Origin of the sequence: Streptomyces olivochromogenes, from assembly GCF_021538895.1 — a bacterium.
GTDB classification, from domain to species: domain Bacteria; phylum Actinomycetota; class Actinomycetes; order Streptomycetales; family Streptomycetaceae; genus Streptomyces; species Streptomyces olivochromogenes_A.
Genome location: NZ_JADDRL010000068.1, coordinates 18,547 through 42,953, shown reverse-complemented (window position 1 = coordinate 42,953; position 24,407 = coordinate 18,547). Strand labels below are relative to the sequence as shown.

At 72.2% G+C, this 24,407-nt stretch carries 22 protein-coding genes; 8 read left to right on the top strand and 14 right to left on the bottom strand.

Features of this window, described 5'->3' with window-relative positions:
- Positions 1 to 3 precede the first annotated feature (3 nt).
- Genes IPZ69_RS29630 through IPZ69_RS29620 form a run of 3 tightly spaced genes read right to left on the bottom strand, consistent with a single transcriptional unit; the run spans position 4 to position 3,153 of the window.
- Positions 4 to 1,053 carry a Zn-dependent alcohol dehydrogenase gene (locus IPZ69_RS29630; protein ID WP_235457683.1) on the bottom strand — a complete coding sequence of 350 codons (1,050 nt, stop codon included), beginning with the start codon at positions 1,051 to 1,053 and terminating at the stop codon, positions 4 to 6.
- A complete protein-coding gene (locus IPZ69_RS29625) occupies positions 1,053 to 2,207 on the bottom strand; it encodes an acyl-CoA dehydrogenase family protein (protein WP_235457681.1) in 1,155 nt (384 codons plus the stop codon). Before IPZ69_RS29625 ends, IPZ69_RS29630 begins: the two co-directional genes overlap by 1 nt.
- A 31-nt stretch (positions 2,208 to 2,238) precedes the next feature.
- Positions 2,239 to 3,153, bottom strand: a complete 915-nt coding sequence (locus IPZ69_RS29620; RefSeq protein ID WP_235457679.1) for an SDR family NAD(P)-dependent oxidoreductase — start codon at positions 3,151 to 3,153, stop codon at positions 2,239 to 2,241.
- A gap of 85 nt (positions 3,154 to 3,238) precedes the next feature.
- On the opposite strand from IPZ69_RS29620, the gene IPZ69_RS29615 reads away from it, so the two are divergent.
- Complete coding sequence (locus tag IPZ69_RS29615) at positions 3,239 to 4,165, top strand: cyclase family protein (protein ID WP_235457677.1); 927 nt, start codon at positions 3,239 to 3,241, stop codon at positions 4,163 to 4,165.
- A 242-nt stretch (positions 4,166 to 4,407) separates the two neighbouring features.
- On the opposite strand, the gene IPZ69_RS29610 is transcribed toward IPZ69_RS29615, so the two are convergent.
- From IPZ69_RS29610 to IPZ69_RS29600, 3 genes are all read right to left on the bottom strand, one after another.
- The gene (locus IPZ69_RS29610; protein WP_235457698.1) at positions 4,408 to 4,872 is read right to left on the bottom strand and encodes an ATP-binding protein; all 465 of its coding nucleotides are present in this window, start codon (positions 4,870 to 4,872) and stop codon (positions 4,408 to 4,410) included.
- Between the two features lie 554 nt (positions 4,873 to 5,426).
- Positions 5,427 to 6,308 (bottom strand): acyl-CoA dehydrogenase family protein, encoded by an 882-nt coding sequence (locus tag IPZ69_RS29605; protein WP_235457676.1) that lies wholly within the window; start codon positions 6,306 to 6,308, stop codon positions 5,427 to 5,429.
- Between the two features lie 8 nt (positions 6,309 to 6,316).
- Positions 6,317 to 7,471 carry an acyl-CoA dehydrogenase gene (locus tag IPZ69_RS29600; RefSeq protein ID WP_235457675.1) on the bottom strand — a complete coding sequence of 385 codons (1,155 nt, stop codon included), beginning with the start codon at positions 7,469 to 7,471 and terminating at the stop codon, positions 6,317 to 6,319.
- Positions 7,472 to 7,610: 139 nt separating this feature from the next.
- Between IPZ69_RS29600 and IPZ69_RS29595 the strand changes: the two genes are divergently transcribed.
- Entirely contained in the window at positions 7,611 to 9,119 is a 1,509-nt protein-coding gene (locus IPZ69_RS29595; protein ID WP_235457674.1) for a class I adenylate-forming enzyme family protein, read from the top strand.
- Here the strand turns inward: IPZ69_RS29595 and IPZ69_RS29590 are convergent.
- Together IPZ69_RS29590 and IPZ69_RS29585 are read right to left on the bottom strand one after the other, a co-directional pair.
- A complete protein-coding gene (locus IPZ69_RS29590; protein ID WP_235457673.1) occupies positions 9,098 to 9,607 on the bottom strand; it encodes an EF-hand domain-containing protein in 510 nt (169 codons plus the stop codon). The genes IPZ69_RS29595 and IPZ69_RS29590 overlap by 22 nt on opposite strands.
- Before the next feature lie 125 nt (positions 9,608 to 9,732).
- Positions 9,733 to 10,113 (bottom strand): STAS domain-containing protein, encoded by a 381-nt coding sequence (locus IPZ69_RS29585; protein WP_235457672.1) that lies wholly within the window; start codon positions 10,111 to 10,113, stop codon positions 9,733 to 9,735.
- 353 nt (positions 10,114 to 10,466) lie between these two features.
- Here IPZ69_RS29585 and IPZ69_RS29580 point away from each other — a divergent pair, with 353 nt between their 5' ends.
- On the top strand, positions 10,467 to 11,045 hold the full coding sequence (locus IPZ69_RS29580; RefSeq protein WP_235457671.1) for a sigma-70 family RNA polymerase sigma factor: 579 nt from the start codon (positions 10,467 to 10,469) through the stop codon (positions 11,043 to 11,045).
- 329 nt (positions 11,046 to 11,374) lie between these two features.
- Positions 11,375 to 12,610 carry a zf-HC2 domain-containing protein gene (locus IPZ69_RS29575; protein WP_235457697.1) on the top strand — a complete coding sequence of 412 codons (1,236 nt, stop codon included), beginning with the start codon at positions 11,375 to 11,377 and terminating at the stop codon, positions 12,608 to 12,610.
- Positions 12,611 to 12,653: 43 nt separating this feature from the next.
- On the opposite strand, the gene purU is transcribed toward IPZ69_RS29575, so the two are convergent.
- Together purU and IPZ69_RS29565 are read right to left on the bottom strand one after the other, a co-directional pair.
- The gene (purU, locus tag IPZ69_RS29570; protein ID WP_235457670.1) at positions 12,654 to 13,538 is read right to left on the bottom strand and encodes a formyltetrahydrofolate deformylase; all 885 of its coding nucleotides are present in this window, start codon (positions 13,536 to 13,538) and stop codon (positions 12,654 to 12,656) included.
- 46 nt (positions 13,539 to 13,584) lie between these two features.
- A complete protein-coding gene (locus tag IPZ69_RS29565) occupies positions 13,585 to 14,085 on the bottom strand; it encodes an SCO4402 family protein (RefSeq protein ID WP_235457669.1) in 501 nt (166 codons plus the stop codon).
- A gap of 117 nt (positions 14,086 to 14,202) precedes the next feature.
- On the opposite strand from IPZ69_RS29565, the gene IPZ69_RS29560 reads away from it, so the two are divergent.
- The gene (locus IPZ69_RS29560) at positions 14,203 to 15,519 is read left to right on the top strand and encodes an ABC transporter substrate-binding protein (protein ID WP_235457668.1); all 1,317 of its coding nucleotides are present in this window, start codon (positions 14,203 to 14,205) and stop codon (positions 15,517 to 15,519) included.
- A 68-nt stretch (positions 15,520 to 15,587) separates the two neighbouring features.
- Here the strand turns inward: IPZ69_RS29560 and IPZ69_RS29555 are convergent, their stop codons facing one another.
- On the bottom strand, positions 15,588 to 17,171 hold the full coding sequence (locus IPZ69_RS29555) for a hypothetical protein (protein ID WP_235457666.1): 1,584 nt from the start codon (positions 17,169 to 17,171) through the stop codon (positions 15,588 to 15,590).
- Between the two features lie 201 nt (positions 17,172 to 17,372).
- Positions 17,373 to 18,758 (bottom strand): transcriptional regulator, encoded by a 1,386-nt coding sequence (locus IPZ69_RS29550; protein WP_235457664.1) that lies wholly within the window; start codon positions 18,756 to 18,758, stop codon positions 17,373 to 17,375.
- Positions 18,759 to 19,012: 254 nt separating this feature from the next.
- Here IPZ69_RS29550 and IPZ69_RS29545 point away from each other — a divergent pair, with 254 nt between their 5' ends.
- The 3 genes from IPZ69_RS29545 (at position 19,013) to IPZ69_RS29535 (ending at position 22,178) form a co-directional block, all read left to right on the top strand.
- Complete coding sequence (locus IPZ69_RS29545) at positions 19,013 to 19,675, top strand: bifunctional DNA primase/polymerase (RefSeq protein WP_235457662.1); 663 nt, start codon at positions 19,013 to 19,015, stop codon at positions 19,673 to 19,675.
- A 122-nt stretch (positions 19,676 to 19,797) separates the two neighbouring features.
- Entirely contained in the window at positions 19,798 to 20,595 is a 798-nt protein-coding gene (locus IPZ69_RS29540; RefSeq protein ID WP_235457661.1) for an ABC transporter ATP-binding protein, read from the top strand.
- Positions 20,592 to 22,178, top strand: coding sequence for a transporter (locus IPZ69_RS29535; protein WP_235457660.1), 1,587 nt, complete (start codon positions 20,592 to 20,594; stop codon positions 22,176 to 22,178). The genes IPZ69_RS29540 and IPZ69_RS29535 overlap by 4 nt, the downstream gene beginning before the upstream one ends.
- 26 nt (positions 22,179 to 22,204) lie before the next feature.
- Here the strand turns inward: IPZ69_RS29535 and IPZ69_RS29530 are convergent, their stop codons facing one another.
- A complete protein-coding gene (locus IPZ69_RS29530) occupies positions 22,205 to 23,080 on the bottom strand; it encodes an alpha/beta fold hydrolase (protein ID WP_235457659.1) in 876 nt (291 codons plus the stop codon).
- 511 nt (positions 23,081 to 23,591) lie between these two features.
- A complete protein-coding gene (locus IPZ69_RS29525) occupies positions 23,592 to 24,284 on the bottom strand; it encodes a metal-dependent transcriptional regulator (RefSeq protein ID WP_116150442.1) in 693 nt (230 codons plus the stop codon).
- Positions 24,285 to 24,407: the final 123 nt, after the last annotated feature.

The window sequence follows — 24,407 nt, the reverse complement described above, 5'->3', positions numbered from 1 at the left end:
GGCTCAGAACGTGAGCACCCCCCTGGCCACCCGGCCCGCCTCCGCGTCCGCCCGGGCCTTCTCGAAGTCCTCGACCGGGTAGGTGCCGGTCACCAACTCGTCCAGGAGCAGGCGGCCTTGGCGGTAGAGCTCGGCGTACAGGGCGATGTCGCGCTGGGGGCGTGATGAGCCGTAGCGGCAGCCGAGGATGGACTTGTCCAGGTACATGGCGGAGACGAGGAAGGACGCCTCGGCCGTGGCGGGCGGCACCCCGAGCAGGACCGCCTGGCCGTGGCGGTCGAGGAGGTCGATCGCCTGCCGGATCAGCTCCACCCGGCCCACGCACTCGAAGGCGTGGTCCGCGCCGTTCGGCAGGATCTCCTTCACTCCCTCCGTCGAGGACAGGAAGTCCGTGGCGCCGAACTGCCGGGCCACTTCCTCCTTCGCCGGATTGGCGTCCACCGCCACGATCCGCAGCGCGCCCGCGATCCGGGCGCCCTGGATGACGTTCAGGCCGATCCCGCCCGTGCCGATGACCAGCACGGTGTCCCCGCGGTCCACGCGGGCGCGGTTGAGCACGGCCCCCACCCCGGTCAGCACTCCGCAGCCCATCAGCGCGGCCGACGGCAGCGGGATGTCCTTCGGGATCCGCACGGCCTGCACGGCCTTGACGACCGTACGTTCCGCGAAGGCCGAGTTGGAGGCGAACTGGTGGACCGGCCGGCCCGCCCGGCTGAAGGGCCGGCCGGGCCGGCCGATGGCCTGGCGGCACATCGTCGGCCGGCCCCGGTCGCACTCCGCGCACGTTCCGCAGTTCGCGAGCGTGGACAGCGCCACATGGTCGCCGGGCGAGACATGGGTGACGCCCGCGCCGACCGCCTCCACCACCCCGGCCCCCTCGTGCCCCAGCACCACGGGCACCGGGAAGGGGATGGTCCCGTCCACCACGGACAGGTCGCTGTGGCACAGCCCCGCCGCGGCGATCGCGACCAGCACCTCCGCGGGCCCCGGATCCCGTACCTCCAGATCGTCCACGACCTGGACCTGCTTGCCGTCGAACAGCACGCCGCGCATCACACGACCCCCTTCGGCTCCCTCGGCAGACCGAGCACGCGCTCGGCGATGATCGTGCGCTGTACCTGGTCCGAGCCGCCGTAGATGGTGTCGGCCCGGGAGAAGAGGAGCAGGTGCTGTGCGGTGTCGAGTCCGTACGGCGCGTCCGGCGACCAGTCGGCCGGGCCGACGCCCGCCGCCGCCCCGCGCACCAGCACCGCCAGCTCGCCGAGCCGTTGGTGCCAGCCCGCCCACAGCAGCTTGGCCACGCTCGGCGCACCCGGTCCGCCCGAACCGCCCAGGGTGCGCAGGGCGTTCCAGCGCATGGTGCGCAGCTCGGCCCACTGGCGCACGATCCGGTCCCGGACGACCGGGTCGCGAGCGGCACCGGTCGCCACGGCCGTCCGCACCACCGCCGCCAACTCCTCGGCGAAACCGATCTGCTGGGCGAGCGTGGACACCCCCCGCTCGAAACCGAGCAGGCTCATCGCCACGCTCCAGCCCTGACCCTCGCCGCCCACCACGTGCTCCACGTGCGCGCGTGCCCCGTCGAAGAAGACCTCGTTGAACTCGCTGGTCCCGGTCATCTGCCGAATCGGCCGGACCTCGACCCGCCCCGGCTGGTCCATGGGCACCAGCAGGAAGCTCAGACCGTGGTGCCGCCGCGATCCGGCGTCCGTCCGCGCCAGCACGAAGCACCAGTCGGCCTCGTGGGCGAGCGAGGTCCAGATCTTCTGCCCGGTGATCCGGAAGTACGGCTCCCCCGCCTCCCGCGCGGCCACGGTCCGCACACCCGCCAGGTCCGATCCCGCTCCGGGTTCGCTGTACCCCTGACACCAGAGTTCGTCACCGGCGGCGATCGGCGGCAGGAACCGGGACTTCTGAGCGTCGGTGCCGTGGACGATCAGGGTGGGGGCGAGCAGGTTCTCCCCGATGTGCCCGGAGCGCGGGGGCGCCGGCGAGCGGGCGTACTCCTCGGCCCAGGCGACCTGTTGGGTGAGGGACGCCGTGCGATTGCCGTACCCGTCCTGGGCCCACCCGAGTCCGATCCAGCCCGCTTTCCCCAGCGCACGTTCCCAGGCACGCCGATCCCGCGCTTCCTGGGCATGCGCCGCCAGCCACGCCCGCACCTCGGCACGGAACGCGTCGTCCTCGGCGGTGAATCCAAAGTCCACGGACGTCTCCTCTCAGCGCCGGTGACATCAGCTACTGGGCGTTGGGCCGAGAGCCTTCCCGGGCCGCCCGTTCCATCGCCGCCAGCTGCGCCAGCATCGGCATCGGATCCACCCCCACCGCCCCCGGCAGGAAGTCCGCGATCCGCTCCGGCGTCCAGGACCCCTCGCAGTAGGCCGCGCGCAGCTCCCGCGGCTGGGCCCACACCGCGATCTTGGGCCCGGCGATCGTGTACACCTGCCCGGTGACCTCCGCCTCGCGCGCCCGCTCGGACAGCAGATAGACCACCAGCGCGGCCACGTCCTCCGGCTCGCCGATCTCCTTCAGCTCCATGGGCACGCCCGCCGACATCCGCGTACGCGCCACGGGGGCCACCGCGTTCGCGGTCACCCCGTACTTGTGCAGGCCGAGCGCGGCGCTGCGCACGAGCGAGATGATCCCGCCCTTCGCGGCGCTGTAGTTGGCCTGCGACACCGAGCCCTGGTGGTTGCCGCTGGTGAAGCCGATGAGCGTGCCGGTGCGCTGCGTGCGCATGACCGCCGAGGCGGCCCGGAACACGGTGAAGGTGCCCTTGAGGTGGGTGGCGACGACGGGGTCCCACTCCTCCTCGCTCATGTTGAACAGCATCCGCTCCCGCAGGATCCCGGCCACGCAGACGACCCCGTCGAGGCGCCCGTACGACGACAGGGCGACGTCGACGACCCGCTGCCCGCCCGCCATCGTGGAGATGTCGTCGGCCACGGCGACCGCCTCGCCGCCCGCCGCCTCGATCTCCTTGACGACGGCCTCGGCGACCTCGCTGGTGGGTGAGGTGCCGTCGGTGGACACGCCGTAGTCGTTGACGACGACCCGTGCTCCCTCGGCGGCGGCCGCGAGCGCGACCGCCCGGCCGATGCCGCGACCGGCGCCCGTCACGGCGACGACCTTGCCTGCCAAGAAGTTCCCCACGCCCGGCCCCTTCCCGCGGTTTCTGACGGACCGTTAGATTTTATGGCGCGTCAGACTGCTCAGGACAAGCCCCGGGGAGGGTCCGATGTCACTGCCGGACGAGTTCCATGCCATCGCCAAGCGCGTGAACAACTGGGGCCGCTGGGGGGCGGACGACGAGATCGGCACCCTGAACCTGATCACCGACGAGGTGGTGCGCGAGGCCGTGGCCTGCGTCAGGACCGGCCGGCGCGTGCCGCTCGCGCTGCCCCTGCGGCAGGACGGTGTGCAGACCGGGATGATCCCGGGGCGGGTCAATCCGCTGCACGCGATGGTGCAGATCAATCAGGAGCTCTTCGGGCCGGGGACGGTGGCGTGCAGCGACGACGCCGTGACCATGGGGCTGCAGGCGGCCACCCACTGGGACGCGCTGACCCACGTCTCGCACTCGGGCAGGCTCTACAACGGCCGCCCCGCACACACCGTGACCGCGCACGGCGGCGCCGAGTTCAGCGGCATCGACAAGGCGCGGCACATCGTCTCGCGCGGGGTGCTGCTCGACGTGGCACGCGCGCGCGGCGTGGACCGGCTCGACGGCGGGCACGCGGTCACCCCGGAGGACCTGGAGGCGGCCGAGGAGTTCGCCGGCACGCGCGTGCGGGCCGGCGACATCGCGCTCGTACGGACCGGGCAGGTGCGGGTGTATCTGGCGGGGGACAAGCACGGGTACGGGTATCCGTCGCCGGGTCTGTCGGTGCGCGCTCCGGAGTGGTTCCACGCGCGCGATGTCGCGGCCGTGGCGAACGACACGCTCACGTTTGAGATATTTCCGCCCGAGATCGAGAATTTGTGGCTGCCCGTGCACGCCCTCGACCTGGTGGAGATGGGGATGCTCCAGGGCCAGAACTGGAATCTCGAAGAGTTGTCCACAGCCTGTGGAGAAGTGGGACGGTACGCGTTCCTGCTGTCGGCGATGCCCGAACCGTTCGTGGGGGCGACGGGAACTCCGGTGGCACCGGTGGCCGTCCTCTGACTCCGACGGCGGCGGCTCCGGTTGGCGGCGCGGGCACGCTCCCGCGCGCCGCCACCGGTTCGACCCACGCTCGACAAGGGTCCCGTCGCCCGGGCTCTCGTCGTCCCCTCGCGGCGAATCGCTGACCTCCAGCGTGATCAGGCGGCCACGAGGCGTCAACACCGGTACGGCGATTTATGACTTACATCCCTTTTGCAGACGAAGCGCACGGGTGCACACCCGGCGCACCCCTCCGCATCGCCCTACACGGCTTCGAACGCCAGCCCGTCGAATGCCGAGATCCCGCCCCCGTACGCCGCCGCTGTGCTCTCGGCGCGCTGCGTACAGCGGTCGAGTTCGCACCAGATGCGCTTGCCGCCGCCCTCGGGGCTCCAGCCCCAGCGGTCGGCGAGGCCGTCGACGAGGGCCAGCCCGCGGCCGCCGGTCGCATTGCCGTCCACGCAGCGCGGCACGGGGGCGCGGGTGCTGGTGTCGGTCACTTCGAGGCGCACGGTGGCCGCCTCGCCGTCCGACCCCGGCAGGCACAGTCGCAGCACGGCCGGGCGGCCGGTGTGCACCACGGCGTTGGTGACCAGTTCGGAGACGAGCAGGATCAGCGTCTCGGCCAGCGGCTCGTCGTCCGCTATCCCGGACCCGGCGAGACGTGAGCGGGCCCACCGCCTGGCCCGCCCCACTTCCGCGGGGTCGGGCCGGATCTCCAGCTGCACTTGAAGCACCTGCACCGCTCACACCATCCGAACCGGCGGACACATGACCCGACGCCGTGCGTACGTCACGACGTCAGTCGCGACGAGCAGCACGACGAGGGCCACGATCGTAGCCATTTTCTGCATGGCCAGAACAACGGCCAGAGCAAGGGTCACGGACTGTGATTCCCTTACGAGACAGCATGGTTGACGTACAGTCACCCCAACAAGCGCTTCGGGCATATTCCAGCGCGAAGGAGTACGCGTGCGGCATACTGTGCGACGCTCGTGTCGGGGAGTCGAACAGGTGGCGGCACAAGCCCTTACCGCCCTGCGAGCAGCGGCACGCACCGCCGCACACGGGGCCACCCCTGGGGCAACACCGGCATGGCTCGTGCTCGGAACCACTCGCATCCCACAGAAGGTACCGGAGCGAGTCGTCGACTCCAGGCCGTGACGAGTCACGCGTTGGACACAACCCGGTATCGACGCTCAGTGAATCCGGTATGCCACGATCCGCGACATCATGCACATCCGGAACAAGAACTCCGCAGACCAGCGGGGGTTCGGGCGCGTCAGCCGACCAGATCGACGGCGAGCGACTCCTCACTCTCCGTGACGCCCCCGCCACGTTGGGCGCGCACCCAGGCCCGTTTGAGGTGCAGATGCACCTCGGCCTCCCAGGTGAAGCCCATGCCGCCGTGGACCTGGAGGCAGTCGCGGGCGCCGCGTACGGCGGCCTCGTCGGCGAGCAGCCGGGCCGCCGCGACGTCCGCCGGGTCGGCGGTGACGGCGGCCGCGTAGACCGCCGCACGGGCCGTCTCGGCCCGCACCAGCATGTCCGCGCACAGGTGTTTGACCGCCTGGAACGCCCCGATCGGCTGCCCGAACTGCTCCCGCGTCCGCGCGTGTCCCACGGCGAGCTCGCACACGCGCGTGGCGGTACCGAGCTGTTCGGCGGCGGTCAGGAGTACGGCGACGGGGTCGGGGGCGGCCACGGCGGCGCCGGGCGTGTCTGGGCCCACCCGGTGCAGCGGCGTCAGCGGATCCACCGATCGCAGGGGTACGGCCCCGGAGGCGTCCCCGCGCACGACGTCGGCCTGCGTCAGCCACTCCACCAGGGAGCCGTCCACGGCGGTGACGACCGCCTCCCCGGTGTCCGCTCCGGGCACGGTCCCGGCCGCGAGATGCGTGGCGATCAGGGGGCCCGGCAGCAGGGCCCGGCCGGTCTCCTCGAAGGCCAGCACCGCCTCGGGCAGTCCGAGCCCGACCCCGCCCTCCGCCTCCGGCAGCCGCAGCGCGAACAGGCCCGCCGCGCCGAGCTCGCGCCACAGCGCACGGTCCGGGCCCGGCGAGGCGACGGCAACCCGCAGCGCGTCCGCGTCGAAGCGGCGCGCCAGCAGCTGTCGTACGCCGTCGCGCAACGCCCGCTGGTCCTCGGTCAGTTGGAAGCGCATGCGAGAGGTCACCGGCCCTTCGGCAGTCCCAGGATCCGCTCGGCCACGATGTTGCGCTGGATCTGCGAGGTGCCGGCGGCGATGGTGTACGAGAGCGAGGAGAGCCGGTCGAGGACCCAGGTCCGGTCGAGGTCGAGCGAGTCCGCGCCCAGCACCTCGGCCGCCGTGTCGTACAGCTCCTGGCGCGCGTGCGAGTACCTCAGCTTGAAGACCGAGCCCCCGACGCCCGGCACTCCGCCGCCCGCCTCGGCCTCGCTGACGTTCCACTGCGTCAGCCGCCACAGCGCGCGGAACTCGGCGTTCAGCCGTCCGAGCCGGCGGCGCAGCACCGGATCGTCCCAGCGGCCGTTCCTGCGGGCCTGACGGGCCAGTTCGCCCAGGACGCGGCGGCAGGCGACGACCTCGCCGACGAAGGCCGTGCCGCGCTCGAAGGACAGGGTCACCATGGTCACCCGCCAGCCGTCGTTCTCCGCGCCGACCCGGTTGGCCACGGGCACCCGCACCTCGTCCAGGAACACCTCGGCGAACTCCGCCGACCCGGCGAGGGTACGCAGCGGCCGTACGGTGATGCCCGGCGCGTCCATGGGCATGGCCAGCCAGGTGATGCCCCGGTGCTTCGGCGCCGAGGGGTCGGTGCGCACCAGCAGTTCGCACCAGTCGGCGACCTCGGCGTGCGAGGTCCAGATCTTGGAGCCGCTCACCACGTAGGCGTCGCCGTCGCGCCACGCGCGCGTGCGCAGCGACGCGAGGTCGGATCCGGCGTCCGGTTCGCTGAAGCCCTGGCACCACACCTCGTCGCCGCGCAGGACGGGCGGCAGCCAGCGCGCGCGCTGCTGCGGCGTCCCCTCGGCGGCGATCGTCGGTCCGGCGTGCAGCAGCCCGACGAAGTTGGCCCCCACGTAGGGCGCGCCCGCCTTCTCGGTCTCCTCCAGGAAGATCAGGTGCTGGGTGGGCGTGGCCCCCCGGCCGCCCGCGTCGACGGGCCAGTGCAGGCCCGCGTACCCGGCGTCGTACAGCATCCGCTGCCAGCCGGCGTCGTAGGCGCGGCGGGCCGGCCAGTCGTCGGGGGAGGGTCTGGCCGGCAGGGTGGGCAGCGCCTTCGCCAGCCACTCCCGCAGCCGCGCCCGGAAGTCCTCCTCCTCGGGCGTGTACGACAGGTCCATGGCCGCCCCGCTGTCTGATGGAGTGTCAGATCCGCTTTCCGCCCAGCAGGCTAGCCCCGCGCCTCTGGACCGACAAGGCGGCGGGCCCTACGCTCTGCGCACGATCTGACGAACCGTCAGCTGTAGGGGGCCCACGCAGATGAACGCCACCGCACACGAACTCGGCACCGCCCGCACCCTGTGGGAGCTGGTCGCCCGCCGCGCCGAACTCACCCCCGACCGCCCGGTGTTCCTCCAGGACGACCGCACCCTGAGCTTCGGCGAGCTGCACGACCGCGCCGAGCGCGTGGCGGCGGGCCTGTACGGCATGGGCGTACGCCCCGGCACGGTCGTCGCCTGGCAGCTGCCCACCCGCATCGAGACGGCCCTGCTGTCCTTCGCGCTGGCCCGCCTGGGCGCCGTGCAGTCCCCGGTCATCCCCTTCTACCGGGACCGGGAGGTCGGCTTCGCGCTCAGTCGGTCACAGGCGGCGTACTTCGCCGTACCGGGCACCTGGCGGGGCTTCGACCACACGGGGATGGCGCGACGACTGGGGGCCAAGGGGGTCTTCGAGGCGTACGACGACCTGCCCGACGGCGATCCGGGCGTGCTCCCCGACCCGCCCGCCGAGGGCACCTCCGTCCGCTGGATCTACTGGACCTCGGGGACCACCTCCGACCCCAAGGGCGTGCTGCACACCGACCGTTCGCTCATCGCGGGCGGCTCCTGCCTCGCGCACGCCCTGCACCTGTCGTCCGAGGACGTCGGCTCGATGGCCTTCCCGTACGCGCACATAGCGGGCCCCGACTACACGGTGATGCTCCTGCTGTACGGCTTCCCGGCGGTGCTGTTCGAGCAGTTCGCGATGCCGGACGCGCTGGAGGGGTACCGCCGGCACGGGGTGACCGTGGCGGGCGGCTCGACGGCGTTCTACTCGATGTTCCTCGCCGAGCAGCGCAAGCGGCCGGACCGGAAGGTGATCCCGACCCTGCGGCTGCTCGCGGGCGGCGGGGCGCCCAAGCCGCCGGAGGTCTATCACTCGGTCGTGCGCGAGATGGGCGTGCAGCTCACCCACGGGTACGGCATGACGGAGGTCCCGATGATCACGATGGGCTCGCCGGACGACTCGGCCGAGAACCTCGCGACGACGGAGGGGCGGCCGCCGAAGGGCATGGAGATCCGGATCGTGGACGGGGAGGTGCGGCTGCGCGGGGAGGCCGTCTGCCAGGGCTATCTCGATCCGGCGCAGACGAAGGATGCCTTCGACGCGGAGGGCTTCCTGCGCACCGGGGACCTGGGGCGGCTGACCGCCGGCGGGCACCTGGTGCTCACCGGCCGGCTCAAGGACGTGATCATCCGCAAGGGCGAGAACGTCTCGGCGAAGGAGATCGAGGACCTGCTGCACCGGCACCCGGACGTCGGCGACGTGGCCGTGATCGGGCTGCCGGACGCCGAGCGCGGGGAGCGGGTGTGCGCGGTGGTCGAACAGCCGCCGGGGGCCGCCGAGCTGACCCTTGCGGCGGTGACCGCCCATCTGCGCGCGGAAGGGCTGTCGGTGTACAAGCTGCCGGAGCAGCTGGAGCTGGTCGACGCCCTCCCGCGCAACGAGACACTGCGCAAGGTGCTGAAGTACAAGCTGCGCGAACGCTATTCGGGCACGGTGAAATAACGGGCGAAAGCGGGCACGATCTCCGCCTCCCCCACCTTGCCGTCACCGTCGGGGTCCAGCGTGGCGGCGACCGTCGCGGCGATGGCCTCGGGCACCCCGAGCGCCCTCAGCACGCGCTCGGTGTCCGTGACGGCGACCATGCCGTCCGGGCCCGCCATGAGGTCCAGGGTCGCGTGCAGGAAGGGGCGGGCGATCTCGCCGAACCGCTCGGGGTTGTCGCGCAGCCGCTTGACCGCGCCGGTGACGAACTCCTCGCGGGTGATGCGCTGGTCGCCGTCCCGGTCCGCTATGCCGGCCATGCCCTGCCAGAACGCCTCGGCGCCGGCGTACAGGGCCTGCCCCTTGGCGGACCGGGCCGCCGCGTTGAACTCGGCGAGCAGCGCCTTGGCCGCCGCGTTGAAGTCCTCCCGGTCGATCCAGCCGTTGCCGTCCTGGTCGAAGGTGGCGAACCGGGCGGCGATCCTGCGCTCGTACTCGGTGCTGACCATGTCTGTTCGGGCCGCCTTACTTCACGTGGGCGTACATCTGGCACGGAGCGTACGACGCCGGGGCCGGTCCGGGAGCGGGAAAACGACGCTTGTGCCAAGACCGGGGGAATTCCGGGACAACAGTGTCACGCCGAGAGCGGGTCGGGTTCGTCCGCCACCGCGCTGTCGATGTCGGGGTACACGTCGAACAGACGCCGTACGCCGAGCGCGCCGAGCACCCGGTTGACGTGCGAGCCCTCGCTGGCGCCGCGGGCCGGCAGGATCAGCCGCAGCCGGCCCTGGCAGGAGCGGATCAGCCGGCGGGCCGCGATGAGCACGCCGACGCCGCTGGAGTCGCAGAAGAACACGTCGGACAGGTCGACGACCAGGTCGTGACTGCCCTCCGCGACCGCGTCGTGCACCCGCTGACGCAGTGCGGGCGAGGTCACGAGATCCAATTCCCCCGAGACCCGCAGCACGGCCCACTCGCCCTGTTCCACGCAGGTCACCTTGAATGCCACGGCCACGCCCTCCGCTCGCCACAATTGCGGAACCACCCGGAAACGGAAGCAGTTCCTACGCTTCTTTCCGCGCGGCTGCCCACCGGCCGTTCCCTGAAACACGAGACAAGAAACAAAAGCCGATCACCAAAGGGCTTGTTTCGGTCACTTCCGATCCTGTTCGATCGGGGTGAATCGGAGTGAGAGGGGGGCGGATGGGTAGGCGCGGCGGCAGGCGAGCCAGGGGTCACCGGCCTCTACCACCGGCCGACCGCCGGGGGGCGCACATTGCCACAAAGGGGCGTGCGTCATCGGAAGTGCCGACTACATTCGGGGAGACGGTGGATACACGCTGGACACGGGCACGGGGAGGGGGCCTCATGACACAGAAGGACGCACCACCCCGCTGGGACCGCAAGATGCAGCAGCGGCTCGCCCGCGGCGAGGCGGCCGCCCTCGGCGAGCTCTACGACCGGTTCGCCTCGCTCGTGCACGGCCTCGCCCACCGCGTCCTCGGCGACGAACGCGCCGCCGACGGCATCACCCGTGAGGTCTTCGCGCACGTGTGGGAACACCCGGACGCCTACGACCCCAAGCAGGGCCCCCTGCGCTCCTGGGTCGCCGCGCTCACCCACCGGCTCGCCGTGCAGCGGCTGCGCGCCACCGAGACCGCCGCGCTCTGCCTGGACGAGAGCGGCCCCGGCTCCGCCGAGGAACTGGAGCGCAAGGTGCGCCACGCCTCGGTCGCCGCCCGCGCCGACTACATCGTCCACTCCATGCCCACCCCGCTGCGCGCCGCCCTCGAACTGGCCTACTTCCAGCGCCGCGACTACCGCCAGACCGCCGCCGACCTCGGCGTCACCGAGGACGAGGCCCGCCGCCGGCTCCGCCTCGGCCTGCAACTCCTGTCCACCGCCCACGACACCGGGGCACCGCCCGGATACGGGGGTGCGGTGTGAGCGGACCGGGAGGCTTCGAGGCGTACGACGGACACGCGGGGTTCGAGGGGCGGTACGGGAGCGGATTCGAGGGGCGGAAAGAGACCGACGAATTCGACGGGCCGGACGGCACCGGCGGGTTCGGTGATTCCGGCGAGTTCGATGATTCCGAGGGTTTCGGCAACTCGGGTGACTCCGGTGGCTTCGGGGACTCCGACGGGTTCGGCGACTCCGAGGGCTTTGGCAACTCCCGTGACTCCGGCGGCCATGGCGACTCCGACCAGTTCGGCGACTCCGACGACTTCGGCGATTCCGAGGACTTCGGGGATTTCGGCGGGCCCGACGAGCCCGTGGCGGGGAACGGCCGTGGCGGGGACCGCGAGCGGCCGCCCCGCATACCGATGCCCCGGGCCTCCGTCGAGGACAGCGGGCTGCCGCTGCCCCGGCTCGACGACCTCCCGCCCGTCCCGCTGGTCCTGCCGCACGACGTCCTGAAGTCGCTCCTCGGGGCGTGGGCGCTGGCCGCCTGCTCGGCCGCGGAAACGGCGGCCGTCGAGGAGCACCTCGGCACCTGCGGCGCCTGCGCCGAGGAGGCGCTGCGGCTGCGCGGGGCGGTCGGCCTGCTGCACCAGCCGGAGAGCCTCGACCTGGATCCGACGCTGCGCACCCGCGTCCTGGACGGCTGCCTCGACCGGCGGCCGCCGCGCATCCCGGTGCCCGGGTGGGCGGCCCCGTACGACGCCGAGTCGGCGCGTCTGGACGCGCTGCTGCAGGACTTCGGGGACGCCGAGTGGCACGCCCCGGTGCGGCTGCGCTGGTTCGAGGGCAACGGCACGATGAGCCGCCGTACGACCGTCGCCGGGGTGATCGCGCACCTGCTGTCGGTCGACGGGCTGGTCGCGGTGGCGCTCGGCCTGGAGGACCCGCTCGGCGATCCGGAGGCCGAGGGCGCGCGGGGATCGGCCGCGCGCACCGAGGCGTTCTGGCGGGCCTCGCGCTTCCCGCCGACGCGCTCCGTGCGGGTGCCGTGGCGGGAGCAGAGCCACCACCTCGTGCGGACCGTGTCCTTCACCGGCGGCAGCACCGGCGCCCTGGCCGTCCCGTACGGCGACTTCACGCTGCCGCTGCACGACGCGATGCTGGACCGGGCCTTCGAGTGCTGGGTACACGCGGAGGACATCGCGGAGGCGGTGGACTACCCGTACGAGCCGCCCGCGCCGCGCCATCTGAACCGCATGATCGACCTGGCCGCCCGGATGCTGCCGGCCGTGCTCGCGGCGCGGCGGCGCGAGGGGCTCGCCGCGCCCGGCGCCGCCCGCCATCTCGTCCCGGCCGGCACCCCGGGCCGTACCCTGCGCCTGGAGATCGAGGGTTCGGGCGGCGGCGAGTGGCTCATCCCGCTCGACTCGCCCGGCGCGGCCGGCTCCGCCGACCACGAGGTCGCCCATGTGGCCCTGGACGGCGTGGAGTTCTGCCGCCTGGCCGCGGGCCATGTCTCCCCGCAGGAGGCCGCGGCCGGACAGGGGGGTGACCGGGAGGCGATCAGGGACGTCCTGTTCGCGGCGGCGTCGCTGAGCCGGATGTAGTCACCCGAGCCGAAGTCGGCGAGCCGCCCGCACAGGACGGCTCCTAGGCGAAGACCACCGTCCGGCGCCCGTTGAGCAGGATCCGCCGCTCCGCGTGCCACTTCACGGCCCGCGCCAGCGCCTGGCACTCCACGTCGCGGCCGACGGCGACCAGCTGGTCCGGGGTCACGTCGTGGCCGACGCGCGCGACCTCCTGCTCGATGATCGGGCCCTCGTCGAGGTCGGCGGTCACGTAGTGGGCCGTGGCGCCGATCAGCTTCACACCGCGGGCGTGCGCCTGGTGGTACGGCCTCGCTCCCTTGAAGCTCGGCAGGAACGAGTGGTGGATGTTGATGATCCGGCCGCTGAGCTCCTTGCACAGGTCGTCGGAGAGGACCTGCATGTAGCGGGCGAGGACGACCAGCTCGATGCCCTCCGTGCGCACGATCTCCAAAAACCGCGCCTCGGCCTCCGGCTTGTTGTCCCTCGTCACCGGAATGTGGTGGAAGGGGATGTTGTAGGAGTCCACCAGCTCGGCGAATTCGGTGTGGTTCGACACCACCGCCGCGATCTCGACCGGCAGCGCGCCGATACGGGCCCGGAACAGCAGGTCGTTCAGGCAGTGGCCGAACTTGCTGACCATCAGGACGATGCGCATCTTCTCGTCGGCCTCGTTGATCTGCCAGTCCATCTGGAAGGAGTCACCGATCGCCGCGAAGCTCGCCCGCAGCTTCTCCACCGTCACCGGCGCCTCCGCCGAGAAGTGGACGCGCATGAAGAACAGACCCGTGTCGTGATCGCCGAACTGCTGACTGTCCTCGATGTTGCAGCCGGTCATGAACAGATAGCTCGACACGGCGTGCACGATGCCCATCTTGTCCGGGCAGGACAGAGTGATGACGTACTGGTCGGCGAGGGTCGCCGAGGCTCGGCTGGGCTGCTCGTTCATGCAGCACAGGGTCCCACAAACGGGCCCTGTCCGGATTGTCGTCCCGTCACGCGGACCGGGTGAGTATCCGGAGCACCTCCAGCGTGCGCGGCGGCGCGTCCGGGTCCTCCCCGTCGGCCGCCGACAGCCGTACGTGCGCGTCCCGCGCCGCCCGGACCGCCTCCGGCCACGCGTGGTGGTCGAGGTACGCCTGTACCTGCGCGTCGGGGCCGACCTGGTGCATGATCCGCAGCACCCGCAGCACGGCGGTGTCGACGAGCGCCGCCTCCTGCGAGTCGCGGAAGATCGTGCCGACGTACTTCTCGGCCGACCAGTTGTCCAGCCAGGTGTCCTCGACCAGGCGGTACACGGCGTCGGTGAAGTCGCCGTATCCGTCGACGCCGGCCAGCCAGACGTCTCTTTGGAACACGGGATCGGAGAGCATGTGCAGCGCGGAGCGCACATTGCTGCGCCAGCGCCACCACGGCATGTCGTTCAGTGGCATGCCGCCCATGGTGGATGAGCGACGGCCTCGACGGGAAGAGTTCTCCGAACCTTGCACGGTCACCGATCGTACGTTCTCCACTCAGGGAGGAGCATCGGCCCCCGTAATTCACCTTGGAGTCACCATCCGTTGACCGAAGGTCACTCCAAGGTTGGCTGTGTGACGGAATCGTGCGTGTCCATGACCGGCAGGCGACGCTTCCCCAGCACGATCTTCTCCACCCTCACCCGTCCCGTCAGGAGAGCCACCGCGCTGTCCGCCGGGGCCCTGGTGGCCTGTGCGTCGCTGACCGCCGGATGCGGGGTCATCCCCGGTGCCACGGGGGGCTCCGGGGATGACCCGATCAAGGTCATGACCTGGGCGCCGGAGGACACCAGCGCCACCAACAAGCCGGGCATGCCCGCCATGGCCCTGGCCTACGCCCGCTGGATCAACGCCCACGGCGGCATCGCCGGACGCAAGCTCAAGGTCCTGACCTGCAACGACCGCAACGACAGCGTGTACGCGGCGAAGTGCGCCCGGCGCGCGGTGGACGAGAACGTGGTCGCGGTCGTCGGCTCCTACAGCCAGTTCGGCGACTCCTACCTGGCCCCGCTGGAGAGCGAGGGCATCGCCTACATCGGCGGGTACGGCGTCACGAACTCCGAGTTCACCAGCATCGTGTCCTACCCGGTCAACGGCGGCCAGCCCTCGCTCCTGGCCGGCCTCGGCACGGCCCTCGCCGGCAGCTGCGGCCCCGTCTCCCTGATACGGCCCGACAGCATCGCCGGCGACGAGCTGGCCCCGCTGCTCGACTCGGGGCTGAAGGCCGGCGGCCACACGGTCGCCGACGACCAGCTCGCGGCCGAGGACGCCACCGAGTACACCACCCCGTCGGAGCAGGCCCTGTCGTCCGCCACCAAGGACCTGGCGCGCAAGGGCTGCGTGGTGCCCGCGCTCGGGGACCGCACGGACACGTTCATGGACTCCTTCCGGCGCGCCCGCGAGGGCTACCCCGCCGTGCGGACCGCGACCGTGCTGGGCAGCGTCGACCAGTCGGTGATCAACGCGACGGGCGGTGCACACGGGCCGTACGAGGGCGCGTACATCACCGGCTGGTACCCGGTGAGCTCGGACCACCGCTGGGACCGGATGAAGAAGGTCATCAACGAGGAGGCCTTCGGCGACAACCGCATCGACCCCGCGGACGCCGGTGTGCAGACCACGTGGATCGCCTACACCGTCCTGAAGGCCGTCCTGGAGAAGATCGGCAGCGGTGAGGTGAGCGCGGCCAACGTGCGGCACACCCTCGACGACGGGCTCAAGATCGGTACGGGCGGCCTCACGCCGACCCTCGAATGGCAGCCCTACCGGGGCAAGCTCTCCGCCGTCGGCTTCGCCCGGCTGGTCAACGCCGACGTGACCCTCCAGGTCGTACGGCAGGGCCAGCTGGTGGCGGCCAAGAACGGCGGCGTCATCAACGTGACCAAGACGCTGGAGAACGCCGACATCGGCTGACGACGGCCGAGGCCCGCCCGGCGTGATCCGCCGGACAGGCCTCGGGGTGCGTCTTCAGATCCCCTGGCTCACAGCTGGGTCGGCTGGCGCTGGGTCAGGCCGTACTTCTGCGCGATCGCGTTCCACAGGCCGGCCGCCTTGGCCTTCTCGGCGCTGGCGACACCGCTCGCCCGGTTGCCGGCCTGGGTCTGGCCGGTGCCGCGGGCCTGGCCCTTGCGGCAGCCGCGCTTGCCGCCGCCCACCTGGTCGGCCCAGGCCGCGTAGTGGTTGTCGGCCGACGCGGACGCCTGCCAGGCCTTGGTGAGCGCGGCGGTCAGCTCGGCGTTGCTCGGCAGCTTGTCGACGGACAGCTTCGACAGCTGGATCACCAGGCCGCTGCGCTGCTTGGCCGCGTCCCGCAGGTTCGAGGCGGCGGTGTCCAGGTTGTCGCACGCCTTCACATCGGCCACGGCCTTGATCACCGACGCGCGGCTGCTGCCGCTGCTGGCGAGCAGCTTGTCCAGCGCGACGGCCTGCTCCTTGGCCGGGTCGGCCGCGGCGGAGGCGGAGCCCTCGGTCGCGGGGGCCGAGGCGGCGACGGTCTTGTTCTTGTCGCCGCCCTTGTCGCCGTCACCGCCGCCGAGCAGCGCGCCGGCGCCCACACCGACGACGATGAGGCCGACGCCGATGGCCGCGATCACCGGCACGCGCGAGCCGGTGCGCCGGCCACGACCGCCACCGCCGCCGTCGTCGTACGAGTCGTGCGGGGAGTACGAGGGTCCGCCGTACGAGGGCGGCTGCTCCTGGACGCGGGGCAGCTGCTGGGTGGACCCGGCCGGGCCCTCGCCGGCGGCGCTGCGGAACAGGTTGTCGAACTCGGACGGCGGCTGCCGGTCGCCGCCGTACGACGCCGCCACCGGGGCGATGTACTGCGTCGCGTCGGCATCGGAGTGGCCCCCGGGCTGCGGCTGCACGGGCTGCCCGAGGAACCGCGTCTCCTGGTCGGTGCCCTGGCCCGGATACGCGCCCGGACCCACCGGGGGTATGTACTGCGTGGCGCCCTCGTCGACACCGCCGGGAGCGGGGCCGGCCGCGGGGACCGGCGGGATGTACTGGGTCGCGCCCTCGTCGGCGGGAGGCAGCGGAGCGCTCTGCACGCCCGGGCCGCCGTGCACCGCGGGCGGCAGGGGGGCGCTCACGGACCCGTGACCGCTCTGCCCGTACTGCTGCTGGTGCGGGTCGGTGCCGTACTGCGGCTGCGGGGCGCCGGAGCCGTAGGCCGCGTTCTGCACGCCGTGGTCGGCCGAGCCGTAGGCCTGGCCGCCGTACGTGGCGGGCGCGCCCTCCGGGGGCAGCGGGCCCGGGCCGGACGCGGCGGGGGCGGACTGGGGGTTCCAGTCGCCGGGCTGCTGTTCCTGGGTGGCCCACTGCTGGGCGGCCGCCGGGGGCCAACCCTGGCCGGGCTGGTGGGGCTGCTCGGGCTGCGGCTGGTCGGGACCCCACGGCCGGCCCCAGGCCTGGCCGCCGGTGGGGGCGGCCGCCGGGGTCTGGCCGGTCGGGGCGGCCGGCACCTGGGCGGGTCCGCCCGTCATGCCCGGCAGCACGGGCTCGCCGCCGTCGGAGGGCAGCACGATGCCTTCGCGCGCGGGCTCGCCCTGTCCACTCTGCGTCACCGGGACTCCTACGAATGGGGGACCTTCGGAATCGTCGGCTCACGCTACCGGGTCCCCCGAGCCGGGTGCCACGCAGCTCAGGGCGCGATCTTGTTGCCTGTGACCGCTGTAACAAAACCGCCCCGCGGTGCGCTGTTAACGTCACCTCCCGCAGACCGACCGGCGGTTTGCCGCCCGTTCACGCATCCGCGGGGCATGTGTTCACGCGGCTTGTTGCAGGTCCAGCCGCGCCCCGAACTCCCTGACCACCGGCTCGTCGCGGAACGGCTCCAGCCGCTGCTGGAAGTCGTCCAGGTACTCGGCGCCCCGGTTGGACCGCAGCGTCTCCAGCAGCTCGACCGCCTTCATACCGGTGTGGCAGGCATGTTCGATCTCACGCTGCTGCACCTGGGCCGTGGCGAGCAGCACATAGCCGATCGCGCGCCGGCGCGCCCGCGTCTCGGGATGCCCGGCCAGGGACTGCTCCGCGCACCGCGCCGCCGCCTCCGCCTGCCCCAGGTCCCGGTGGCAGTGCGCCAGCTCGTCGGCAAGGTAGGCCTCGTCGAAGTGCGCGATCCAGGCCGGGTCGTCCCCGGAGGCCGCGTCGGCGGACTCCATGGCCGTGACCGCCCGGCCGGACGCCGCCTGGGCCGCCCGCGCGTCCCCCAGCAGCGCGTGGCCGCGGGCCTCCGCCGCATGGAACATGGCCTCCGCGCGCGGGGTCACGCGCCCCCGCGCCCCCTCCTGCGCCGCACGGGCCAACTGCGCGATCTCCCGCGGGTTTCCGAGCTGTGCGGCGAGGTGGCTCATGGACGCGGCGAGCACATAGCCGCCGTACCCGCGGTCGCCCGCCGCCTGCGCCAGGCGCAGGGACTGGATGTAGTAGCGCTGGGCGAGCCCCGGCTGGCCGGTGTCGACCGCCATGTACCCGGCCAGCTCGGTCAGCCGCGCCACCGCCGAGAACAGGTCCCGGCCGACGGCCTCCCGGTAGGAGCCGGCGAGCAGCCCGGAGACGACGCTGTTGAGGTAGTGCACGACGACCGGGCGCACATGCCCGCTGCCGTACTGGTGGTCGAGGTCGGTCAGCGCCTGCGTCATCGCGCGCACCGCCGCCACGTCGGACAGCCCCACACGCGGCCCGGCCTGGCGCGCCACCTGCTGGTCCGGCGCCGAGATCAGCCAGTCGCGGCTCGGTTCCACCAGCGCGGACGCGGCGACGGACGAGCCGGACAGGAAGTCCCGGCGGCCCACGTCGCTGCGCCACAGCTCGCAGACCTGCTCGATGGCCCCCAGTACCGTCGGCGAGAACTGGAGACCCACGCCCGAGGCGAGGTTCTTGCCGTTGGCCATCCCGATCTCGTCGATCGTGACCGTGCGGCCCAGCTTGCGGCCCAGTGCCTCGGCGATGATCGCCGGTGCCCGGCCCCGCGGCTGCTGGCCGCGCAGCCAGCGGGCCACGGACGTCTTGTCGTAGCGCAGGTCGAGACCGTGCTCGGCGCCGCACATGTTGACCCGGCGGGCGAGCCCGGCGTTCGAGCACCCCGCCTCCTGGATGAGCGCCTGCAGCCGTTCGTTCGGCTGCCGCGCCACGAGAGGCCTTGCGGCCATGGCATAACCCCCTGCGAACCCCTGGAGCGAAAAGTTCCGGCCGTGAAGATCACTGCCCCGCGCACATACCGAAAATGCGAGGCATGCGAGGATTGCCGGGGTAAAGGCGGTTGCCCACCCCACTCCTGGCTACCCAGCACACGCCCCGGTTCCTCCTGCGCGCCCCCAGACGTGCACCCATGCGCCCCAGTTGAGGAACCGATGCTCCTCCCCCGCGCGCGTTACCCCCGTAACTCCAGGTGGGTGCGGGAGTTGTGTTGAGCGTGGAAGAGACGATCGTGGGTCCCGAGACCGCCCAGATTCCGAAGCAGCGCGGGGAATCGCTGCTGGAGACCGCCGTACGGTACGCCGAGGAACGCCACTGGGACGTGTTCCCGGGCACCTGGCTGGAAGCCCTCGACGGGGTGCAGTACTGCTGCTGCGGTGACACCGGGTGCCCCGCGCCGGGCGCGCACCCCAGGCACGCGGACTGGGCGGCGCAGACCACCGGCAGTGCGACCGTCGCGCGCCGGTTGTGGCAGACGCAGCCCACGTCGTCGATCCTCCTGCCGACCGGACGCACCTTCGACAGCCTGTCGGTCCCGGAGAGCGCCGGGTTCCTCGCGCTGGCCCGGATGGAGCGCATGGAGCTGTCCCCGGGCCCGGTGACGCTCTCCCCGGACCGGCGCATGCACTTCTTCGTGCTGCCGGGCGGGTCGGTGAAGGTGCCCGACCTGGTCCGCAAGCTCGGCTGGGCGCTGGGGTCGCTTGATCTGCTCGCGCTCGGCGAGGGCGGTTACGTCGCCGCTCCCCCGACCCGCTTCGGCTCCAGCGGCGCCGTCCAGTGGGCCTGCCGCCCCACCCCGGCCAACCGATGGCTGCCCGACGCCGAGGAGTTGATCTCGTCGCTCGCCTACGCCTGCGGGCGGGACCGGTAGCGGACCGGCAGCCTTCGCCTTCTTGTGCGCCCCCCGTGTCGCTGTGCGGCCGTGGGGCCGTCGCCGTTTGTCGGGGTTCCTCGCGCCCTTTCCGGTCGGCGGCCGCGCCGTAGGGTTTCACCATGACGGACGCAGCGGTGGTGGAAACGGCGGCAGCCGTTCGGGTGCGGGGGCTCTGGAAGCGGTTCGGGCAGCAGGTCGCCGTCGCCGGGATCGATCTGGACCTGCCGGCGGGGAAGTTCATCGGGCTGGTGGGACCCAACGGGGCCGGCAAGACCACCACCCTCTCCATGGTGACCGGGCTGCTCAGACCCGATCAGGGGTCCGTCGAGGTCGTGGGGCACGACGTGTGGCGGGACCCGGTGGCGGTCAAGGCGCGGATCGGTGTCCTGCCCGAGGGACTGCGGCTGTTCGAGCGGCTGTCGGGGCGGGAACTGCTCGGCTACTGCGGCCGGTTGCGCGGGCTGCCCGGCGCCGAGGTGGACAAGCGGGCCACGCAGCTGCTGGAGGTGCTGGATCTGGCCGGGGCCCAGCACAAGCTCGTCGTCGACTACTCGACCGGCATGCGCAAGAAGATCGGGCTCGCGGCCGCTCTCCTCCACAACCCCGAAGTCCTCTTCCTCGACGAGCCGTTCGAGGGAGTCGACCCGGTGTCCGCGCAGATCATCCGGGGCGTCCTGGAGCGGTACACGGCCTCCGGCGCCACCGTGGTCTTCTCGTCCCACGTCATGGAACTCGTCGAGTCGCTGTGCGACTGGGTGGCCGTACTGGCCGCGGGACGCATTCGCGCGACCGGAACGCTGGCCGAGGTCCGCGGCGACCATCCCACCCTCCAGGGGGCGTTCCTGGAGCTCGTCGGCGCGCGGGGGCGTGACGCCGCGTCGAATCTGGACTGGCTGGGCGGCGGGGCCGCCCGATGACGGGCCTCACCTCCACCGTCGTACGGCTGAAGCTGTCGCTGCTGCGCAACGGGCTGCGGCAGTCGGGCGGCCGGCGGGCCGCGTTCGTGGCGTCGGCCGTCGTCGCGCTGCTGTTCGCCGCGCTGCAACTGCTCGGGCTGCTGGCCCTGCGCGGACATGCGCACGCCGATGCCGTCGCCCTCCTCGGGACGGCCGTGCTGGGGCTGGGCTGGGCGGTGATGCCGCTGTTCTTCCCGAGCGGTGACGAGACCCTGGACCCGACCCGCCTGGTGATGCTGCCGCTGCGGCCCCGCCCCCTGGTGGGGGCCCTGCTGGCGGCCTCGCTGGTCGGGATCGGGCCGCTGTTCACGCTGCTCCTGCTGGCGGGCTGCGTCCTGTCCGTGGCGCACGGGGCGGCGGCGTACGTCACCGGCGTCGTCGCCCTCGCCCTCGCGCTGCTGGTCTGCGTGGCCCTCGCGCGGGCCGTGGCCACCGCCAACGTGCGGCTGCTGACCAGCCGCAAGGGACGCGACCTGGCCGTGCTCAGTGGGCTGGTCATCGCGGTCGGGGCGCAGCTGGTCAACTTCGGCGCGCAGCGGCTGGGTTCGGCCGGGCTCGGTCAGCTCGCGCCGGTGGCGGACGTGCTGCGCTGGCTGCCGCCCGCGTCGGCGGTGGGCGCGGTGCACTCGGTGAGCGAGGGGTCCTACGGCACGGCCACGGCGCAACTGCTGCTGTCCGTGGCCGCGTTGGCGCTGCTGGTCGGGGGATGGGCGGGCAGCCTGACCCGGCTGATGACCTACCCCGACGGGTCCACTGTCCAGGCAGCCGACCCCGGCACCCGGGAACGCCCGTCGAGCGGGCTCGGCCGGCTGCTGCCCACGGGCCGCACGGGTACGGTCATGGAGCGCAGCCTGCGCTACATCTGGCGCGATCCCAAGACCAAGGCCGCCTGGGTGACCTCGCTCGCCATCGGCCTGATCGTGCCGGTGTTCAACGCGCTGCAGGGCACCGGCTCGATCTACTTCGCGTGCTTCGCCGCCGGGATGCTCGGCATCCAGATGTACAACCAGTTCGGCCAGGACACCTCCGCCTTCTGGCTGGTGGCGACGGCGATCTCGTCGCCGCGGGACGCGTACGCCGAGTTGCGCGGCCGAGCGCTGGCCCTGCTGGTGATCACCCTGCCGTACGCCACGCTGGTGACCGTGCTGACCACGGCGATGCTGGGCGACTGGGCCCGGCTGCCCGAGGTCCTCGGGCTGTCCTTCGCGCTGCTCGGGGCGATGCTGGCGACCGGCGCGTGGACGTCGGCCCGCTTCCCGTACTCCATCCCGCAGGAGGGTCACAAGAACGTGGCGCCCGGCCAGGCGGGTCTCGCCTGGATCTCCATCTTCGGCGGCATGGTCGCGGCGGCCCTGGTCTGCGCCCCCGTCATAGCGCTGACCATCTGGGTGAACGTGAGCGCGGACGGGGACGCGTGGACGTGGCTGCTGCTGCCGGTGGGGGCGGTGTACGGGGCCGTGGTCACCGGGACGGGGCTACGGCTGGCGGCTCCACGGACGGCGCGGTACCTGCCGGAGATCCTGACGGCGGTGAGCAAGGGCTGACGGGCGGGTCCGGCGGGCCCCCGGTGTCATCCGGCCAGGACCCGATCGAGGAACGGCTCGATGGCCCCCCGCCAAGCCTCCGGCTGGTCGTAGTGCACCAGGTGGCCCGCGTCCGCGACCTCCGCGTACTCGCCGAGGGGCAGCACCCGGACCATCTCCTGGGCCTCGGCCCGCCCCAGCTCCCCGTCGAGGCCGCGCACGACCAGGGCGGGGCACCTCACCTGGGTGAGCTCCTCCCAGTGGGCGTCGTACACCCAGGTCTCGCGGGACTTGAGCATCTGCTCGGGTTCGAAGACGGGGCGCCAGCCGTCGGAGGACTCGTGCATGACCTCGGCGTAGAACTCGCCGCGGGCCGGGTTCGGGCGCTCCACCCAGGGGTCGTCCTCGCCGAACCACTTGCGCACGTCGGCGAGGGTGGCGAAGGGGACGGGCCAGGACTTGAACCAGTTGGCCCACTCGCGCTGCGAGGTCGCGCCGAGCGCGGAGGCCCGCATGTCGCAGATGATCAGACCGCGCACCAGGTCCGGGCGCTTGGCGGCGAGCTGCCAGGCGGTCAGCGCGCCCATGGCGTGGCCGATGAGGACGGCCGGGGCGAGATTGAGCTGTTCGAGGGCCGCCTCGGCGTCCTCGACGTAGGCCTCACGGGTGAACGCGGCCTGTGGGGGCTTCTCACTCTGTCCGTGGCCCCGCTGGTCCAGTGCGACCGCGCGGTGGCGCTCGGAGAGCCGGCGGGCGGTGGACGCCCAGTGCGAGGCGCGGCCCATCAGGCCGTGCAGTAACAGCACGCCGGGCTCCCCCGGGCCCGGGCCGGCCTCCACCGGGTCCGCCTTGGGAGGGTCGGCGAATTCCCAGGCGGCGAGGCGTACGCCACCGGTTCCCCTCACGTCGATGCGCCGTGCCATGGGCTGGCACCCCCCTAGCTCCGCTCGGACCGTACCGCTGCTGTGCCGTCGTACCGCTGCGTGCCGTTGTTGGCGACCCCAGATTATCGAATATCTATTCGAAAATTCTGTCCGGGCCAACAACACCCCTCGTACGAGTGACCCTCCACGAGGCATGATCGCCGCCGCCGAGGGGAGTTCTTCAGCGGGAGGCGGACCGCTCGGGGAAATCGGTCCGAGGGGAATGACCCTGAGAGCTCGGGGCTCCGGGTCAGCACAGGGGAGGACTGGCCCCGGCGCTCATCGGCGCCGGGGCCATACCCATGCCTGCGGCACATCCTCCCCGCCCCCCTCAGGTCATATGCCTCTCGCGACAGCCTTGCACGCGAAGCGTCGAAGCGCTGCGATTCGGCTCACTGAATCTTGGCATCGACGCGTTCGACAGGACACCACAACTGCCCCTGCCGCAGCGGGAGTTGGCCCAATTTCCGGGGGTGGAGCGCCTTCCCCGAGGTGGCGTGCGCCGCGGCGGTCAGCGCTTGGCGACGAACACGTGGGAGGCCACGTCCGCCTCCAGTTCGGCGGCCTCGCCGCCGCTGCCCACGAGCACACCGCCCGCCGACTCCGTCACGCTCACCACCGAGCCGGGCTGCACACCCGCGCGGCGCAGCGTGTACATCAGCTGCGCGTCCGTCTGGATCGGCTCACCGATGCGGCGGACGACGACCGTCTTGCCGTCCGTGCCCGGGTCGAGGTCGGCCAGGGACACCATGCCCTCGTCGAGGAACGGGTCCGCCCCGTCCTTCTCGCCGAGCTCCTCCAGGCCGGGGATCGGGTTCCCGTACGGCGACTCGGTGGGGTGACGCAGGAGCTCGAGCACGCGCCGCTCCACGGCCTCGCTCATCACGTGCTCCCAGCGACACGCCTCGGCGTGCACCTGCTCCCACTCCAGGCCGATCACGTCGACGAGCAGGCACTCCGCGAGGCGGTGCTTGCGCATCACCCGCGTGGCCAGCCGACGTCCCTCGTCGGTGAGCTCCAGATGCCGGTCGCTCGCCACGGACACCAACCCGTCGCGCTCCATCCGCGCCACCGTCTGGCTCACGGTCGGCCCGCTCTGGTCGAGCCGCTCCGCGATCCGGGCGCGCATCGGGACCACGCCTTCCTCTTCGAGTTCGAGGATGGTGCGGAGATACATCTCCGTGGTGTCGATCAGTCCGGACATACGTGCCCCTCGATTACCTCTGCCGGAAGCTCACCGCTAATCCGGCGCGTGCGCTGGCCCTGGCTTCAATTCTGACGCATACCACTGACAACCGTGCCGCGCCGCCGAAACCCCGGGTGACAA

What these genes read in the sequence shown, in the direction of transcription:
- IPZ69_RS29630 (WP_235457683.1), bottom strand. Translation starts at nt 1,053, where the DNA reads ATGCGCGGCGTGCTGTTCGACGGCAAGCAGGTCCAGGTCGTGGACGAT.
- IPZ69_RS29615 (WP_235457677.1), top strand. Translation starts at nt 3,239, where the DNA reads ATGTCACTGCCGGACGAGTTCCATGCCATCGCCAAGCGCGTGAACAAC.
- IPZ69_RS29605 (WP_235457676.1), bottom strand. Translation starts at nt 6,308, where the DNA reads ATGCGCTTCCAACTGACCGAGGACCAGCGGGCGTTGCGCGACGGCGTA.
- IPZ69_RS29600 (WP_235457675.1), bottom strand. Translation starts at nt 7,471, where the DNA reads ATGGACCTGTCGTACACGCCCGAGGAGGAGGACTTCCGGGCGCGGCTG.
- IPZ69_RS29595 (WP_235457674.1), top strand. Translation starts at nt 7,611, where the DNA reads ATGAACGCCACCGCACACGAACTCGGCACCGCCCGCACCCTGTGGGAG.
- IPZ69_RS29590 (WP_235457673.1), bottom strand. Translation starts at nt 9,607, where the DNA reads ATGGTCAGCACCGAGTACGAGCGCAGGATCGCCGCCCGGTTCGCCACC.
- IPZ69_RS29580 (WP_235457671.1), top strand. Translation starts at nt 10,467, where the DNA reads ATGACACAGAAGGACGCACCACCCCGCTGGGACCGCAAGATGCAGCAG.
- purU (WP_235457670.1), bottom strand. Translation starts at nt 13,538, where the DNA reads ATGAACGAGCAGCCCAGCCGAGCCTCGGCGACCCTCGCCGACCAGTAC.
- IPZ69_RS29560 (WP_235457668.1), top strand. Translation starts at nt 14,203, where the DNA reads ATGACCGGCAGGCGACGCTTCCCCAGCACGATCTTCTCCACCCTCACC.
- IPZ69_RS29550 (WP_235457664.1), bottom strand. Translation starts at nt 18,758, where the DNA reads ATGGCCGCAAGGCCTCTCGTGGCGCGGCAGCCGAACGAACGGCTGCAG.
- IPZ69_RS29540 (WP_235457661.1), top strand. Translation starts at nt 19,798, where the DNA reads ATGACGGACGCAGCGGTGGTGGAAACGGCGGCAGCCGTTCGGGTGCGG.
- IPZ69_RS29535 (WP_235457660.1), top strand. Translation starts at nt 20,592, where the DNA reads ATGACGGGCCTCACCTCCACCGTCGTACGGCTGAAGCTGTCGCTGCTG.
- IPZ69_RS29530 (WP_235457659.1), bottom strand. Translation starts at nt 23,080, where the DNA reads ATGGCACGGCGCATCGACGTGAGGGGAACCGGTGGCGTACGCCTCGCC.
- IPZ69_RS29525 (WP_116150442.1), bottom strand. Translation starts at nt 24,284, where the DNA reads ATGTCCGGACTGATCGACACCACGGAGATGTATCTCCGCACCATCCTC.